The sequence below is a fragment of the Rhodococcus sp. BP-316 genome (genome assembly GCF_019836105.1).
Lineage (GTDB): Bacteria > Actinomycetota > Actinomycetes > Mycobacteriales > Mycobacteriaceae > Rhodococcoides.
Genome location: NZ_JABUEE010000015.1, coordinates 1 through 15,859, shown reverse-complemented (window position 1 = coordinate 15,859; position 15,859 = coordinate 1). Strand labels below are relative to the sequence as shown.

11 protein-coding genes are annotated in these 15,859 nt (G+C 69.4%); 3 read left to right on the top strand and 8 right to left on the bottom strand.

All coding sequences use genetic code 11. From position 1 onward, the window contains the following. Nucleotides 1–14: 14 nt before the first annotated feature. A complete protein-coding gene (locus HQ312_RS21270) occupies nt 15–1,274 on the top strand; it encodes a lipase family protein (RefSeq protein WP_222641430.1) in 1,260 nt (419 codons plus the stop codon). Nucleotides 1,275–1,284: 10 nt separating this feature from the next. On the opposite strand, the gene HQ312_RS21265 is transcribed toward HQ312_RS21270, so the two are convergent. From HQ312_RS21265 to HQ312_RS21240, 6 genes are read right to left on the bottom strand one after another with little or no spacing between them, the layout of a single operon-like run. Beyond that, a complete protein-coding gene (locus tag HQ312_RS21265) occupies nt 1,285–4,596 on the bottom strand; it encodes an arabinosyltransferase domain-containing protein (protein ID WP_222641428.1) in 3,312 nt (1,103 codons plus the stop codon). 50 nt (nt 4,597–4,646) lie between these two features. After that, nucleotides 4,647–7,916 (bottom strand): arabinosyltransferase domain-containing protein, encoded by a 3,270-nt coding sequence (locus tag HQ312_RS21260; RefSeq protein ID WP_222641420.1) that lies wholly within the window; start codon nt 7,914–7,916, stop codon nt 4,647–4,649. A gap of 47 nt (nt 7,917–7,963) precedes the next feature. Continuing rightward, nucleotides 7,964–9,679, bottom strand: a complete 1,716-nt coding sequence (locus tag HQ312_RS21255; RefSeq protein WP_222641412.1) for a DUF6541 family protein — start codon at nt 9,677–9,679, stop codon at nt 7,964–7,966. Continuing rightward, nucleotides 9,676–11,565, bottom strand: coding sequence for a galactan 5-O-arabinofuranosyltransferase (locus HQ312_RS21250; RefSeq protein WP_261782542.1), 1,890 nt, complete (start codon nt 11,563–11,565; stop codon nt 9,676–9,678). Before HQ312_RS21250 ends, HQ312_RS21255 begins: the two co-directional genes overlap by 4 nt. An 8-nt stretch (nt 11,566–11,573) precedes the next feature. Continuing rightward, nucleotides 11,574–12,338, bottom strand: a complete 765-nt coding sequence (locus tag HQ312_RS21245; protein ID WP_027507284.1) for a decaprenylphospho-beta-D-erythro-pentofuranosid-2-ulose 2-reductase — start codon at nt 12,336–12,338, stop codon at nt 11,574–11,576. Continuing rightward, nucleotides 12,335–13,741, bottom strand: coding sequence for an FAD-binding oxidoreductase (locus tag HQ312_RS21240; RefSeq protein WP_222641410.1), 1,407 nt, complete (start codon nt 13,739–13,741; stop codon nt 12,335–12,337). Before HQ312_RS21240 ends, HQ312_RS21245 begins: the two co-directional genes overlap by 4 nt. Nucleotides 13,742–13,788: 47 nt before the next feature. On the opposite strand from HQ312_RS21240, the gene HQ312_RS21235 reads away from it, so the two are divergent. Next, a complete protein-coding gene (locus tag HQ312_RS21235) occupies nt 13,789–14,250 on the top strand; it encodes a GtrA family protein (protein WP_082544389.1) in 462 nt (153 codons plus the stop codon). Here HQ312_RS21235 and HQ312_RS21230 read toward each other — a convergent pair. Further along, on the bottom strand, nt 14,247–14,804 hold the full coding sequence (locus tag HQ312_RS21230; protein WP_222641408.1) for a dTDP-4-dehydrorhamnose 3,5-epimerase: 558 nt from the start codon (nt 14,802–14,804) through the stop codon (nt 14,247–14,249). The genes HQ312_RS21235 and HQ312_RS21230 overlap by 4 nt on opposite strands. Next, nucleotides 14,801–15,676, bottom strand: coding sequence for a glucose-1-phosphate thymidylyltransferase RfbA (gene rfbA / locus HQ312_RS21225; protein ID WP_027507342.1), 876 nt, complete (start codon nt 15,674–15,676; stop codon nt 14,801–14,803). The genes HQ312_RS21230 and rfbA overlap by 4 nt, the downstream gene beginning before the upstream one ends. 57 nt (nt 15,677–15,733) lie before the next feature. Here rfbA and HQ312_RS21220 point away from each other — a divergent pair. Continuing rightward, on the top strand, nt 15,734–15,859 hold a 126-nt coding region (locus HQ312_RS21220), incomplete at its 3' end, for an NAD-dependent epimerase/dehydratase family protein (protein WP_222640846.1).

Genomic DNA, 15,859 nt, shown 5'->3' with positions numbered 1-15,859 from the left:
GCTATCGTGCTGCCATGAGACGGACCGTGGTCGTCCTGGCCTGCGTCGGAGCGGTCGTGGTGCTGGTGGTGGCCGCGGTGGTGGCGGTGGTGATCACGCGGTCGTCCACGACGTCTCGCGACGATGCGCGGTTCCAGGAGTCGATCGCGTCGTTCTACGAGTCACCGGACACGCCTGCCGCGCCGGGCGAGCTGATCCGCATCGAGCCGATCGACGATCTGGACGTGCCCGGCGGCACGGCCTACCGGATGCTCTACGGCACCCAGCGTCCCGACGGGTCGCCCGCCGTCTCGTCCGGAATGCTCATCGTGCCGACGGCACCGGCGCCGCCGGGTGGTCGTCCGGTTCTGGCGTGGTCTCACGGCACGCTCGGCTTCGGAGACGAGTGCACCCCGTCGCGGCGGTACCACCCGACGATGGACACCCTGGACTTCACGAACTGGTTGCCGTCCGTGATGGAGCGCGGGTGGGTCGTCGCGGCGACCGACTACACGGGCCTCGGCACCGCCGGTGACACCTACTATCTGATCGCCCGCAGCGAGGCGCAGGACGTTCTGAACTCGGTGCGGGCGGCGCGTGATCACGCTCCGGCGCAGGCGAGTTCGGTGTACGCCACGTTCGGGCACTCGCAGGGTGGTCACGCGGCGATCGGCACGGCGATGTTCGCCGACTACGCGCCCGAGCTCCGGTCGGTGGGCGCGGCGGCGGCAGCACCCGCGGCGCTGCTGGGTCCGCTGTTCTCCGAACAGTGGAACACGTTCGTGGCGTGGGGGATCGGGCCCAGCGTCGCGGTCTCGTGGCCGGTCGTGTATCCCGACCTGCCGCTCGAGGGGGTGCTCGGCGATGCGGCGATGTCGCGCTACCGGTCGCTCGCCGACGGGTGCATCACGGACGAACTGCCCGAACTGTTGCTCGAGCGCGCCGAGGGGGAGCAGTTCTTCGACTCCGACCCCATGCAGAACCCGGACTGGGCTGCCGCCGCAGCGGATCAGACCATCGACCTCTCGCGCGTCGACGTACCCCTCTTCGTCGTCCAGAGCCTCGCCGACACGGTCGTCCTCCCGAACACGACGGCGCTGCTGGCCCGGACGGCCTGCGCCGCACCGTCTCCCGAGTCCGACGTCGCCTGGATCGGCCAGGTGGCACACCAGGACACGGCTAAAGTCGGCGGCCTGGTGGCGGTCGACTGGTTGCAGGACCGATTCGACGGCGTCCCCGCTTCGAACTCGTGCTCACACCCGTCGCCGATCGCGCCGGCGGAGCCCACGGGGTGACGAACGCCGTCTAGTAGACCCGCAGCGTCCCCGGCGACCACAGCCCGCTCCGGGTCTGCTCGGTGACCTCGACGGTCGCTGCGGACGCGCTCGGATCGAACCTGTCGTAGCGCTCGAGCGAACCCCAGTCGCGTCCCCAGTCGTGGTTCAGGTACGTCGGGACGGTGGTGGGTGTCGCCAGCATCTCGGTGAAGCCCAGCGGGCCACCGTTCTCCGCGGCCTGCCACGTGTCGGTGGACGAGACCGCCAACCCGCGATCGGGCAGGATGCGGAAGTTCGGCACCTCGGCGACGCCGTCGAGATGGTCGAACGGACGCTGGCACGGGAACTGCAACCCCACGGCCCAGTCCAGCAGGACGGGCTGCGTCGTGCCGATCTCCTCCTGCAGCGGGACGACCACGGGCACGCGGGGCGGCGTGAAGGCCAGCCACTGGTCACCGGTGAGGTTGGGATCGTTGGCGACCACACGCACGGCGTCCGCATCGGGGGAGAGTTCGTCGAGCGGGATGCGCAGGTTGCGCCACGACGGTGCCGGGCCGATGTCCTTGGGGAGGTAGTCGCCCTGGACCTGCACCGAGCCGTCCGGCTGCCGGATGCCGTACTCGACGCGGAGCGACTGACCGTACGTGTTCTCGCCGGTCTCCTGGTTCTCGGACCAGATGCGGCCGGCCGCACTGACCACCACCAGGGGCGCGTCGTCACTGCGCGCGGGGAGGCCGTACCAGCTCGACGTCGCGTAGGCCGGTGTCTGCACCGCGGTCTGGTACGAGCCGAGGACGGGTGTCGTGGCGGGGTCGAGCCCGAAGGGCAGGCGCGCGGTGGAGCCGTTGACGCCGGCGGCGCCGACACCACCCGCGGTACCGGAGGACTGGCCCTCCTCGAAGGACGCGCCCACGGACTGCTGGTCGGTGTTGCCCTGTCCGGGCTTGACCTCCACGGCGTCGGCACTGAGGTCGGTGGGGATGCCGTTGGGTGTGAAGCCGACGGGCTCGGCGCCGCCCAGTGGGCCCGTGGCAGTGTCCACCGGTCCCGGAAGTGGCGACAGCACACCGGCGTTCGGGTCGGACTCCACGAGGACGTCCCCGGCCAGTCCGCAGCTGTTGCCGGCCAACGCCTGCACGTTGGAGCGACCGAGCGAGTAGGCGGGGTACTGCGAGACGGCACCCTTGAGGAGCGAGAGGATCTCGAACAGGACCAGCAACCCGGCCACCACGGTGAGCGGCGCGGCCGCGAACTTGCGGATGCGCCGCCCGCGTTCGGTTCCGGGCTTCGGTTGCGGCGCAGCGAATCCCTCGCGGAGATAGTGCCATGCCGCGAGTCCGACGGCGGCGAAGAACAGGATCAGCAGCACGGTGTTGGACTGGATCCCCTTGACCGAGACCACCTTGTCGAACCACGGCACGCCGTAACTCGAGACGTACCAGTACCCGTTGATGCCCGAGAACGACAGTGCGAGAACGAAGGCGAGACCGACGACGAAGACGGTGCGGTTGCGCCGCGACCGCAGTGCACTGGCCGAGACCGCGACGGCGGTGAGCGCCGCGAGCGAACCGGCGATGCCGGCGTACACCCCGAAGTGGTGGGTCCACTTCGTCGGGTTGAACATCATGAAGAAGATGGTGCCGAAGACGACACCGATGAGACGCCACGCCGGACCGGACGGGACGCCCGGGATCCGCTTGCGCCGCAGCAGGACGAACACCGTGGTGAAGAGGCACAGCAGCATGGTCAGGAAGGCGAAGCGGCGGGCGACCGATCCGTCGACCGTCTGGACGAAGAGGTAGTAGTACCGCAGGAAGTCGTTGTACCAGGGCAGGTTCGGACCGATGAGCGTGCGCACACGCGTCGACTCCTGGACCGCCGCGAAGGTCTGGTCCCCGTAGACGACGATGAGGACCAGCACGCCGGCACTGGCGATGGGTGCCAGCAGCGGCAGCGTCCCGACCATGCGGTGCCGTTTGACGACGATGCGCACCAGCGGCCGGATGCCCGTCAGGATCGCGGCGACACACATGAGGCCGGTGGGTGCGGCGGCGAGGGTGAAGGCGCCGATCAGCGCTGCCATGGCGGCGGGGAGCAGCCGTCCGGTCGCGATGGCGCGCTCGACGGAGCACCACGTGAGCAGGGCGCCGAGGGCCACGACGGGCTCGGGACGCAGCCCGTTGTTGTACGGCAGCCAGAAGGCGAGGAAGACCAGTCCGCCGGTCCAGACGGCGACCGAGTTGACGCGCACCGCGCGCCCGAGGCGCGGGACCACCTCGCGGCTGATGACCAGCCAGCACAGGATGCCGGCGATCAGCGCGGGCAGGCGCATCCAGGGGCTCGCCGTCGAGATCTTGGCGAACGCGGCCAGCACGTCGTAGTACCAGCCGAAGGGCGCCTCGGGGACACCGAACCAGCGGAAGTAGTTGGCCATGTAGCCGGCGTTCTCGGAGACGCGGGCCATGGTGAGCAGGTACCCGTCGTCCGCGGTGTTGGCGCCGAAGAAGTGCCAGCCGGCGAGTGCGCCGACCACCACCGCGTCGATACCGGTGACCTTCCACCAGTGCGCGGGGAAGAAGCGGCGGTGGGTGCGGCCGTCGACACCGTCGAGCCTGGCCAGCGCACTCAGTGCGAGCGCCGTGCAGGCGATGGCGGCGGCCATGGCGAGCAGCTTGAGCACGGTGGGCGACGACGAGAAACGGGAGTCGACGGCGATCGACACGTCGAGGCCCGGGTACTGCGCGGCGCTGCCGGCGAGGTCGGAGTAGACGCCGACCACCTGGGGCCGCAGGTCGCCGCCGAGCTGACCCGCGCGGGGATTGCCCTGTGCGTCCACGAGCCCGTCGAACGACGCGGACGTGGCATCGATGGTGGACGTGAAGGTGATCGCCCCGCACGCGGCCGACTGCAGCTCGGAGCGTGGGGCGGAGACGATCACGACGTTGCGGTCGAGGACGTCGACCGTGTTCTCGCCGACGCGGACGAACATCGCGTTCAGCGCGGCGCCCTCGCCCTGCGGCGGCGCGGTGGAGAGGAGGATGCCGCCCGCGGTCGGCACGTCCGCGACGGCGCTGCAGGGGATGGAGACCGACACCGAGACCGGCACCTGGGACATCAGGGGTGCATCGACACTGTCGACGGTGCCGTCCTGCGGCCACTGGACGACGGCGTCGTCCTGCGTGACCGGAAGGAACGGGGTCAGAATCGCGAAGAGAACACCGAGAACCCCCGCCACCATCGCCACGAGGCGGGTGGTGCGGTACTGCTGTCGGACGTCCACCGAGCGATCCGGGCCGGCAGGTGTCGGCGCGGTCGGCGAAGAGGTGAGGGCGTCGGGCACGGCTCCCGATGTTATGCGACCGTGATCCGGTTGCTGCACTCGCTGGTTACTTACTGGTACTTGATGTGTCCGGGCGACCAGATGCCCGAACGCGACGACGTGGTCACGTCGGGTTCGACGGCCACCGCGTCCGGGTCGAGGGGCAGATAGCGCTCGAGGGATCCCCAGTCGCGACGGAGGTCGTCCGCCAGGTAGGTCGGTACCGTCTCCGCGCGCAGGACCAGTCCGGTCCAGCCCAGGGGCCCGCCGCCGACGGAGTCCTGCCATGCGTTGGTGGCCTCGGCACCGTTGCGGTCGGGCAGGATGCGCCACTCCGGCAGTTCGGCGACTCCGTAGCGGTGGTCGAAGGGCCGCTGGCACGGGAACGCGAGTCCGACGGACCAGTCCAGCAGCACCGGGTCGGTGGACCCGACGACGTCGTTGAGAACGGTGGTCTGCGGTGCGCGCGGCGGGGTGACGGCGAGCCACTGGTCGCCCGCCAGATCCTCGTCGGAGGCGACGAGCCGCACCGCGTTCGCGGTCGGCGGGACCTGGTCGAGTGGGACCCGCAGGTTGCGCCACGACGGTTGCGGGCCGATGTCGATGGGCGCGACGCGTCCGAGGATCTCCTCGGCACCGTCCGCGCCGACCGTGGCGTACTCCACCTCGAGGCTCTGCCCCGGCGTGACGATGCCGTCGGCGTCGACCGAGCGGATACGACCCGCGGCGGTGACGGACAGGAAGTCTCGCTGCGCGGCGTCGGGCAGCGCGTACCAGCCGGACGTGAGGCTCGCCGGCGCGGCGTCACCGGAGCCGAAGCTGCCGAGAACTGGCGTGGTCGCGGGGTCCAGCCCGAACGGCAGCGCGATCCGCGAGCCGTTGACGCCGGTGCCGGCGGTGGTGCCGCCCCCGGTGCCCGCGCTGTTCGCGGTGGCCTGCTGATCGGTGTCCGAGGGGTCGACCGAGTTGGCTCCGCCCGTCGCACCCGAGTTCTCGCGATCGGCGCTCAGGTCGCCGGCGACGCCGTTCGGGGTGAAGCCGACGCTGGCGGTCCCGGCGAGCGGGTCGGCGCCCGGCTCGGGGTTCAGCGGCTGCAGCATCGAGGCGTTCGGATCGGTCTCCACCAGGACGTCGCGCGCCAGGCCGCACGACTGACCGAGGATCGAGTTCACGTTGGACCGGGCCACCGAGTACGCGGGGTACTGCGACACCGCCCCTTTGAGCAGGGACAACACCTCGAACAGCACCACGAGGCCGGCCACGACGGTGAGCGAGGCCCCGCTGAAGCGGCGGGTCCGCGCCGGCTGGGCGCCGACGTAGGGCGCGCGGAAGTGTTGCCACGCGGCGTACGCGAGCGTCAGCACGGTGAGCCCGAGCAGCAGCGTCGCGAAGCCCTTGCCGGCGATGGACGGGGGCTTGTCGAACCACGGCACGCCGTAGCTCGAGACGTACCACCACCCGTTCGACCCGGTGAACGCCAGCGCGGTGAGGAACAGGACGGCGGCCGTGAACAGAGTCCGGTTGCGCGGTGAACGCTCCGTCGCCGACATCACGGCGATGGCGGCGAGCGCGGCGAGAGACCCTGCGAGCCCGGCGTAGACGCCGAAGTGGTGCGTCCACTTGGTCGGCGTGAACATCATGAGGGCGAGGGCTCCGGCGACGATGCCCAGGATGCGGCGGGACGGACCGGTCGACGTTCCCGGGATTCGGCCGCCGCGGCGCAGCATCACGACGAGGCACGTCACGAGGCACAGCAGCATCGCGAAGACGGCGAAGCGGCGGGCGAGCGACCCGTCCGGAGCGATGTTCAGCAGAGCGTCCCAGCGGTACCGCTCGTCGAACCACTTCACGTTGGGTCCGACCGCGGATCGGACACGGGTGGCCTCGAGGACGGAGGCGACGGTCTGGTCGGCGAACACGGCGAACAGCACCACGGTGCCCGCCGCGAGGATCGGGGCCAGCAGCGCGGGCAGTCCGACGGCGTGGCGCCGACGGACGACGATCTGGATGACCGGGCGCGCGCCGGCCAGCAACGCGGCGATCGCGATGAGGCCGGTGGGTCCGGCAGCGAGGGAGAAGGCGGCGATCACCACGGCCACGGCCGCGGGTAGCAGGCGCCCGGTGGAGACCGCGCGCTCGATGGAGCACCAGGTGAGCAGAGCGCCGAGTGCGATGATCGGCTCGGGACGCAGGCCGTTGTCGTAGGGCAGCCAGAAGGCCAGGAAGACCAGACCGGCCGTCCACACGGCCACCGGTCGGGTGCGCACCGCGCGACCGAGGCGCGGGATGACCTCCCGAGAGATGACGAGCCAGCACAGGACGGCCGCGATCAGCGCGGGCAGGCGCATCCACGGGCTGGCGGTCGACACCTTGGCCAGTGCGGCCAGCATGTCGTAGTACGGCATGCCGAAGGGCGCCTCGGGCACGCCGAACCACCGGTAGTAGTTGGCCATGTATCCCGAGTGCTCGGAGACCCGCGCCATGTTGAGCAGATATCCGTCGTCCGAGGTGTTGGCGCCGATGACGTGCCACAGCAGCAGCGTCCCCACGACCACGGCATCCACGCCGGTGACCCGGAGCCAGTGCCGGGGGAAGAACCGCCGTGCGCGCCGGCCGTCGGCGTCGTCGAGCCGGTGCAGTGCGACCAGCGACGCGATGACCAGGAGCGACCCCAGCACGATCGCGAGCAGTTTCAGCGTCGACGGTGAGGAGGAGAACCGGGAGTCCACGTCGATGCGTACCGACATGTCGGCCGGTGCGGATCCGGTCAGGTCGCTGAACACCCCGACGGTCTGGGGGCGCACGTCGCCCGGGGCCGTGCCGGTGAGATCGCCGACCGCCGCGGTGGTGCTCTCCGGCGTCGAGGTGAGAGTGAGCGCATCGCAACCGGCCACGGTGTCCGCGGGCACCGAGAGCAGCAGTTGGTCGCGCAGCACGACGGTGACGTCGCCGGCGTCGGTCCGTGTGACCACGAGGCCCACGCGCCGGGCGTCCGGTGACTGCGGCGCGACGGTGGACAGCACCAGGCTGCCCGGCGCGGCGTCGGCGAGAACGGAACACGGGACGGTGGCCGACAGCGAGAGCGGGTTGTACGAGACGAGGGGCGTCTCGACGCTGGTGAACGAGCCGTCCTGCGGCCAGGTGACGGACGCGGCGTCCTGCTCGACGGGCAGGAGCGGGGTGAGGATCGCCAGAAGGGTACCGAGCAGACCCGTGACGATCGCGACGATGCGCGTGGTGGCGAACTGTCCCGACCGGCCTCCGGCCTTCCCGAAGGCGAATCGACTCGGTCTCGACGCCGGGGCCGGTGGTTCGGTCGTCGTCTCGGCGGTTGTCGGCACGCCACGATGCTAGGCGACGAGACCCGCCCCGCCAGAATCCGCGACCGTCAGCGGGCGTCCCACACGTACGTGCCGTCGATCTCGGTGGCGGTGCGACCCAGCAGATCGTCGACGGTGTCGCGCAGTGCGTCCTGGTTCTCGGTCGGGGGCAGCATCACCACGTCGGCATCCCAGAACGCGAGGTCCTCTCGCGCCGTGCGTCGCTGATCGTCGTTCAGTGTCGGGACGATGCCGGTGCGTCCCGCGGTGCCGAGCAGCTTCGCGGTGGGTCGATCGATCGCGCCGTACTTCGCCTCCCCGTCCGGTTGTCCGCTCGGTCCGACGAAGTAGCCACCGGCGATGCGGTACTCGAGCCCGGTGTCCACCTGCCAGCGCAGCGCTGCGGCGGTGCCGGGATTCGGGACCGGCACGGTGACGATCGATCCCGGGTCGTCGGTGTCGACGTACTCCCGCCACGTCCCGTCCGCCAGGAACGACGGGGTCTCTCCCCGGTCGGCCGTCGGCAGCGGTGTCGGTGCGAGGGGGACGAGTGCGACGGCGAGAGCGCCCGTCCACACCACGGCGACGCGGCGCGACGCGGGTGCGGTCAGGACGTGATCGGTGACCATCGCGATCAGCAGCGCCATGGCCGGCACCGCGGCCAGTACGAACCGGGTCTCGAGGACGGACTGCAGGAGCGGGATCCGGTCGAGGTACTCGCCGGGCAGGGCGATGCCGGTCTCCGTCCCGTCGACCACGAGGGCGACGCCCAGCGAGGCGACGCCGAGGATCAGGATCGACACGAAGGCGGCCACCGCGATCGGACGACGGCGCAGCACCACGGCGGAGACCACGACGAGAAGCAGCAGCGGGATGCCGAAGTACGCGTTCTGCTCGGTGGGGTTCAGGGCGACGTCGTCCATCGGAAACGCTGCACCCCAGAGCGACTGGGGCGGGAACCGGAAGAGTGACACCAGATCGTTCCCGGGCAGATTGTGGTCGAGGTAGCTGTAGTGCTGTCGCCCGCGGAACTGCCACCACAGGGGTACCGCGACGAGCACCGCTGTCAGCAGTGCGGCACCCAGCACGGGCAGGGCCGCGTGCCGGACCATGGGGACGATCCGGCGCGGCCGGAACACCCAGTACAGCACCGTGATCAGGGCGACGGCGACCGCGAAGACGAGGAGCGGCTCCTCGCCGAGCATCACCTGCCACGCCACCAGGAGACCCAGGACGACGGCGTGACGGCGACGGCGAGTGTTCTCCGCGTCGGCCATGCGGACGAGCAGATACAGGATGAACGGCAGGACTCCCAGCACGACGAAGTTGGGGTGGGCGTTGGCGTGCGAGATCATGCCCGGCGCGAACCCGCAGAGGAGCCCGCCGAGACCCGCGGCCGCACGTGACCGGATCACGGTGCGGGAGAACAGGAAGTACCACCCGTAAGCGGTGGTCGCCAGCCCGAGCGTCAGGGCGAGGGTGAACGTGGCCGCCGGTCCGAAGGCCAGAGTGATCGGTGTCAGAGGTACCGACAGGCCGAGCATCGCGGTGTTGGCCATCATGTTCACGCCGTCGGGCGCATTCTGCAGGTCGGAGAAGAACGGGTTGTCGAGATGGGTGACCGAGCGGGCGGTCACGGCGAAGAACCACTCCCACATGGTCTGGTCCTGGCCGCTGAAACGGAGGTACTGCGACTGCAGGTGCTGCCACTGGTTGTGCAGCACCAGCACGGACAGCAGCGTGTAGACGGTGGCAGCGAGGAGGTCCGCCCGGCGGGCGGTCACGTGCGCACGACGAGGACGAACGGACCGATCTCGCGGATCTCGAACCGAGGGTCGTCGAACAGCGACTCGGGGTAGGAGACGGTGTAGCGGCGCACGTTCGGATCGTTGGGGTACACGTCCTCCGCGAGACGCAACGTGTAACCGTCGGCGCCGCGACGGAAGAGGAACGCGTCGGGGGCGCGCCACGGCAGGGCATCGAGGGCGGCGATCAGTTCGTCGCTGCTGCGCAGATCGCTCCACGACTCGATGGCGTCGGCGCGGGCGGCGAACTCGGCGAGCGGGTTCGCGTAGTGCGACGTCAGCCCCTGGAACCCGAAATACGGGTGGTACGCGAGGAACGTCGTGTCCGAGGTGAGCAACACCGTGTCGGTCCGCGGACCGGGCCGCGCCTCCTGGAGTGCCGCGTCGACCTCGCCGTAGTACGACACGGCGCTCGGTGGTCTCTGATCGGCACGGACTCCGTCGCCGTCGGTGTCCGTGTACGCCACCGTGATCTCGTTCTGCAGGACGTGGGGGATGTCCTGGGCGAAGGCGACGGCACCGACGATCCCGACCGCGACGGAGACGGTTCGGACCCGGGGCGACTCACTCGCCACCAGGTACAGCGCCCGAGCGCCCTCCACGAAGCCGAACACGCCCGCGGCGCCGAGGATCAGCACCAGCACCGCCTCGAGTCGGAAGCCGAGCAGGGTGGTACCCGCGACAGTGGCGAGCATCGACAGCAGGCACCACCCGTAGACGGCGACGACGCCGAGACCCAGGGCCTGCGCACGGCGAGAATCACGGACTCGCACCACGATCCACAGAGTACCGACGAGGCACAGGGCGCCCGTGAGGGTGAACTGCGCCATCGGGAAGGGCAGCTCGGACCCGGACTCCGGCAGGTAGTGCAGAGCGGTTCCGCTCTCCGCCGTGCTGCCCGTCAGCGACGCGAGCAGGTACGGCGCCCAGACGGTGAGCGCGAGCAGCCCGGAGATGCCTGCGATGACGACGAGGCGCAGTGCCGGGTCGAGCAGCACTGCGAGGGAACGGTTCTCCCGATAGCGCAGGACCGCCGCGACCACCGCCATGAGCACGACGGTGAAGGCCGCGATACCGAGATAGAGGGTGTAGACCGTCGCGGCGACACCGAGGAACAGGCCGGTGCCGACGACGGCTCCCCATCCTGCGCTGCGCGTCGACCCCGGGCGATGGAGTGCACCCCACGCCAGGATCAGCACGGGCGGGATCATGACTGCGATCGTGGCGCCGTAGGCCTCGGGTGAACCGTAGGCCAGCATCAGGGCCGTCACGCCGAGCGCGGCCAGTACTGCCAGGTCCGCCCGAACGAGACTGCGCCACAGCACGAGCGAGACCACGGCGGCGACGGCGAGGGACGCGATGGCGTAGGGCTTGTAGGCCTCCCACCCGGCCGTACCGAGCGCGTCCGCGATCCGGCCGCCGACCCAGAACCACCCCGCGGGGTAGTACGGCGGGAGGTCGGCGTAGGTCATGTCGGCCAGTGCCGGCGAGTCGGTGAGGCGAGTGAGGTACTCGGTGCGGAACTCCTGATCCACCGAGATGCCGAACAGGTACAGCTTCGTGGCGGCCAGCGGCATGCCGAGTGTGACGGTGACGAATCCGGAGAGGCCGATCCACGACAGCAGGGTCGCGACACGGGGGGAGCGGCGCAGCCGGAGCATCACCACCGACGCGGCCAGCACGGCGAGAGCAGCCACCTGCCCGACCGTCGCGACCGCGCGAGTCACGTTGGAGGAGTTGAACGCCGGCCACTGCACCAGGGAGAAGGCGTACAGACCGACCGCCGCCACCGCGGCCGCGACGACTGCCGCGGCGACGGCCTCTGCGCTGGTACTCAGAGCCGTCCGCATGACTCTGTTCGGCATGGCCCTGCTCAGATGGGGAGTTTGCGGAAGATCGGACGCGGGACGTGCCGCAGCGCCATCATGACGAAACGGAAGGGCCCCGGAGCCCACACCAGATCCTTGCCCTTGCGGGACGCGGACACGGCCAGCTTGGCGATGTCCTCCTTGTCCACCGTCAGCGGCGCTTCCTTGACGTGCGCGCTGAACTTGGTGCGCACCATGCCCGGACGGATGACGGTGACGCGAGGACCGAACTCGCGCAGGGCTTCCCCGAGACCGAGGTAGAACCCGTCGAGTCCGGCCTTGGTGGAGCCGTAGACGAAGTTGGAGCGCCGCACGCGCTCGCCCGCGACGGAGGACATGACGATGATGCGACCGAAGGCCTGCGCCTTCATCTTCTCGCCGAGGAGCACACCCACCGACACCGACGCGGTGTAGTTGATGTTGGCCGTGAGCACGGCCTTGTTCTGGTCCTGCCACAGCAGTTCCGGATCGAAGTCCACCGCGAACGCCACGATCGCGACGTCGACGTCGCCCTTCGACCAGGCCTCGTCGATGACCTTCGGGTGCGACGCTGTGTCGAGCGCGTCGAAGTCGATGACCTCCACGGACTTGGCGCCCTTGGCCGTCAGCTGAGCGACGGCCGCGTCACGCAGGGGATCGTTGGGCAACGCCGCGAGAATCACGCGAGCCGACGACGTCGAGAGGTACTCCTCGGTGATCGCGAGGCCGATCTCGCTCGTGCCACCCAGTACGAGAATGGTCTGCGGGTCGCCCACAGCATCGATCGTCACAGCAGTTCCAACCTTCTGGCCATATCCGAGGCGAAGACGCCTGTGGGGTCGACGGATCGCCGAACGGCGATCCACTCGTCGATGCGCGGGTACATCGCGTGGAACGTGTCCGCGGACGTCCGGGAGTCCTTGGCTGTGTAGAGCCGTCCGCCGAACTCGAGCACCCGCCGGTCGAGGTCCGCGACGAACGCGCCGAGACCCTCCTTGATCGGGAAGTCGACGCAGACGTTCCAGCCCTCGATCGGGAAGCTCAGTGGCGCTTGGTTTCCCGGCCCGAAGAGCTTGAAGACGTTGAGGAACGAGTAGTGCCCCGAGCGCTGGATGTCGTGAATGATCTTCTTGAACTCGCCGACGGCCTGCGGCGGCACCACGAACTGGTACTGCAGGAATCCGGCCGGGCCGTAGGCCCTGTTCCACTCCCCGAACATGTCGAGCGGGTGATAGAACTGCGTCAGGTTCTGCACCTTGCCGCGGTAGGTACCCGACTTGCGGTACCAGAGCTCGCCGATGGGTCCGAACGTGTACTTGTTCGCGAGGCCGTTGGGGAACACGTCGGGGAAGGTCAGCAGCGGCTTCGCGCTGAAGCGCAGCGGATCCTTCTGCAGCTTCGCCGGCAGCTGGTCCAGGGTCGCGAGCGATCCGCGCGACAGCGCCGCACGTCCCAGCTTCGGCGGACCCGAGATGGCGTCGAACCAGGCGCTCGAGTAGTCGTATCGGCTCTCGCTGCCGTCGCTGTGGATCGCGATGGTCTCGTCGAGGCTCGCCGTCACGTCGCCGTCGGCGATGAAGTACGCGGTCTCGGTCGGCGTCATCTCGATGGTCGCCCGCAGGATGATGCCGGTCAGGCCGTTTCCGCCCACCGTGGCCCAGAACAGCGGCGCGTCGTCGCCGTCGGGCGTGATGTGGCGGACTGTGCCGTCCGCGAGCAGCAGCTCCATCGAGCGCACGTGATTGCCGAAGCTGCCGGCGCTGTGATGGTTCTTGCCGTGGATGTCACACCCGATGGCGCCGCCGATGGTCACCTGACGAGTGCCGGGGAGCACGGGGACCCACAACCCGAACGGCAGTGCCGCACGCATCAGCTGGTCCAGGCTCACTCCACCGTCCACATCGACGATGTGCGTCTCCGCGTCCATCGAGTGGATGCGGTTCAGTGCGCTCATGTCGACGACGAGCCCGCCGCCGTTCTGCGCGTTGTCACCGTACGAACGGCCGAGTCCGCGGGCGATGACGCCGCGCCGCAGATGGGACGGCTTGCTCTCGTTCTGCTCCGCGACCTGGAGGACGGCGGCGGCCACGATCTCGGGATCGGACGTGGTCAGCACCTGCGCCGTGGTGGGCGAGGTACGTGCCCACCCGGTGAGGGTGCGCGCACTGGTGGGTGGCAATTCGGTGATGGACATCGTTCGTCAGGTTACAGGCAGTGAGAGGGCCAGTACGCTGACGCTCTGTGTCATCAGACGATCACCAGCGCCTTCCTCTGCCCGTCGAGATCCCCGTCACGGAGAACACCGCCGACGACGCGCTGGATCTGCGTACCCAGATCGTCCGGTTCCTCGTCACCGGGGTGCTGTCGGCTGTCGTCGACTTCTCCATCACCATCGCGCTGCAGTACGGCCTGGACGTGCAACTCTCGCTGGCCAAGGCCGCGGGATTCGTCGTGGGCACCACCGTCGCGTACCTGATCAACCGGCGCTGGACGTTCGCGGCACCGCCGTCGCGGGCGCGGTTCGTGGCCGTCGTCGTCCTGTACGCGGCGACGTTCGGTGTTCAGAACGTGCTGTACACGCTGTTCGGGCACCTGTGGCCCGAGACGATCCTCTACAGCGCCGCGGCGTTCGTCATCGCGCAGGGCACCGCGACGGTGATCAACTTCGTGGTCCAGCGAGCGGTGATCTTCAAGTTGCGCTAGGCCCAGTCCTTGAAGGCGGGTGCCGCGGCGTCCTTGTCGGAGAGTTGGTAGGTCAGAGGTGTGCCGTCGCGGCCGTGGGTGGGCCAGTCGATGGCGAGGTCGGGGTCGAGCGGGTGGATGTCGCGGTCCGCTCCGGGGGTGTACTCGAGGCTGCACAGGTACATCACCGTGGAGTGGTCCTCGAGGGAGAGGATCGCGTGCCCGAGCCCGACGGGCAGGTACACCGCGCGGCGGTCGACGTCGTCGATGAGCACCGAGTCCCAGGTGCCGTACGTCGGTGAGTCCTTGCGGAGGTCGACCACGACGTCGAGGAACGCGCCTCGGGTGCAGGTGACGTACTTGGCCTGCCCGGGTGGGTCGACGGTGACGTGAATCCCGCGGAGCACCCCGGCGGCGGAGACCGAGCAGTTGGCCTGCAGCAACTCGAGGGGGTGGCCGACGGCGGCGGTGAAGGCGGAGTCCTTGTGCCATTCGAAGAACACCCCGCGGTCGTCGCCGAACTGGCGGGGAGTGAATTCGAACGCCCCGGGGACGCGCAGTTCGCGGAAGCTCACGGTCGGTGTCCTCTCTCGAGCAGGTCCAGCAGGTATGCCCCGTATCCGGACTTGAGCAGTGTCTGCGCGCGGGCGCGCAGGTCGTCGTCGGTGATGAACCCGCGTCGCCACGCCACCTCCTCGGGGGCGCCGATCTTGAGGCCTTGGCGCTGTTCGATGGTGCGCACGTAGTTGGAGGCGTCGAGGAGCGATTCGAAGGTGCCGGTGTCGAGCCACGCGGTGCCGCGGGGCAGCACCTGCACCTGCAGGGTCCCCGCCTCGAGGTAGTGGCGGTTGACGTCGGTGATCTCGTACTCCCCGCGAGCGGAGGGGGCGAGGTCGCGGGCGATGGCGATGACGTCGTTGTCGTAGAAGTACAGCCCCGGCACCGCGTAGTTCGACCGCGGGTGCGTCGGCTTCTCCTCCAAGGACAGGGCGGTGCCGCTCTCGTCGAATTCGATGACCCCGTACGCGGTGGGATCGGAGACCTCGTAGGCGAACACCGCGCCGCCGTCGATGTCCCCGAACCGGCTCAGCTGCGTTCCCAGGCCGGGGCCGTAGAAGATGTTGTCCCCCAGCACCAGCGCGGCGCCCTCGGTGCCGATGTGCTCGGCACCCAGCACGAACGCCTGCGCGAGGCCGTTGGGTTCGTGTTGCACCTTGTAGGTCAGCGAGATGCCGAACTGGGAGCCGTCACCGAGCAGCCGCTGGAACTGCTCGGCGTCCTGCGCGGTGGTGATGATCAGGATGTCGCGGATCCCGGCGAGCATCAGCGTGGTCAGCGGGTAGTAGATCATCGGCTTGTCGTAGACGGGCACCAACTGCTTGCTCACGCCCTGAGTGATCGGATGCAGCCGCGACCCCGTGCCACCGGCCAGAATGATTCCTCGCATGATGGTCGAGTCTTTCAGACTGCGCTTCGCGCCGCTCTCCCACGTAAAGTGCCGCCCATGAGAATGCTCGTGACCGGCGGCGCCGGGTTCATCGGCGCGAACTTCGTGCACCTGACCGCCCGCACCCGCCCCGACATCGAGATCACCGTCCTCGACGCCCTCACCTACGCCGGCAACAAAGCC

Bases quoted from the DNA above. Each gene is read 5' to 3' on its own strand.
- HQ312_RS21250 (WP_261782542.1), bottom strand. From the start codon at position 11,565: ATGCCGAACAGAGTCATGCGGACGGCTCTGAGTACCAGCGCAGAGGCC.
- HQ312_RS21270 (WP_222641430.1), top strand. From the start codon at position 15: ATGAGACGGACCGTGGTCGTCCTGGCCTGCGTCGGAGCGGTCGTGGTG.
- HQ312_RS21240 (WP_222641410.1), bottom strand. From the start codon at position 13,741: ATGTCCATCACCGAATTGCCACCCACCAGTGCGCGCACCCTCACCGGG.
- rfbA (WP_027507342.1), bottom strand. From the start codon at position 15,676: ATGCGAGGAATCATTCTGGCCGGTGGCACGGGGTCGCGGCTGCATCCG.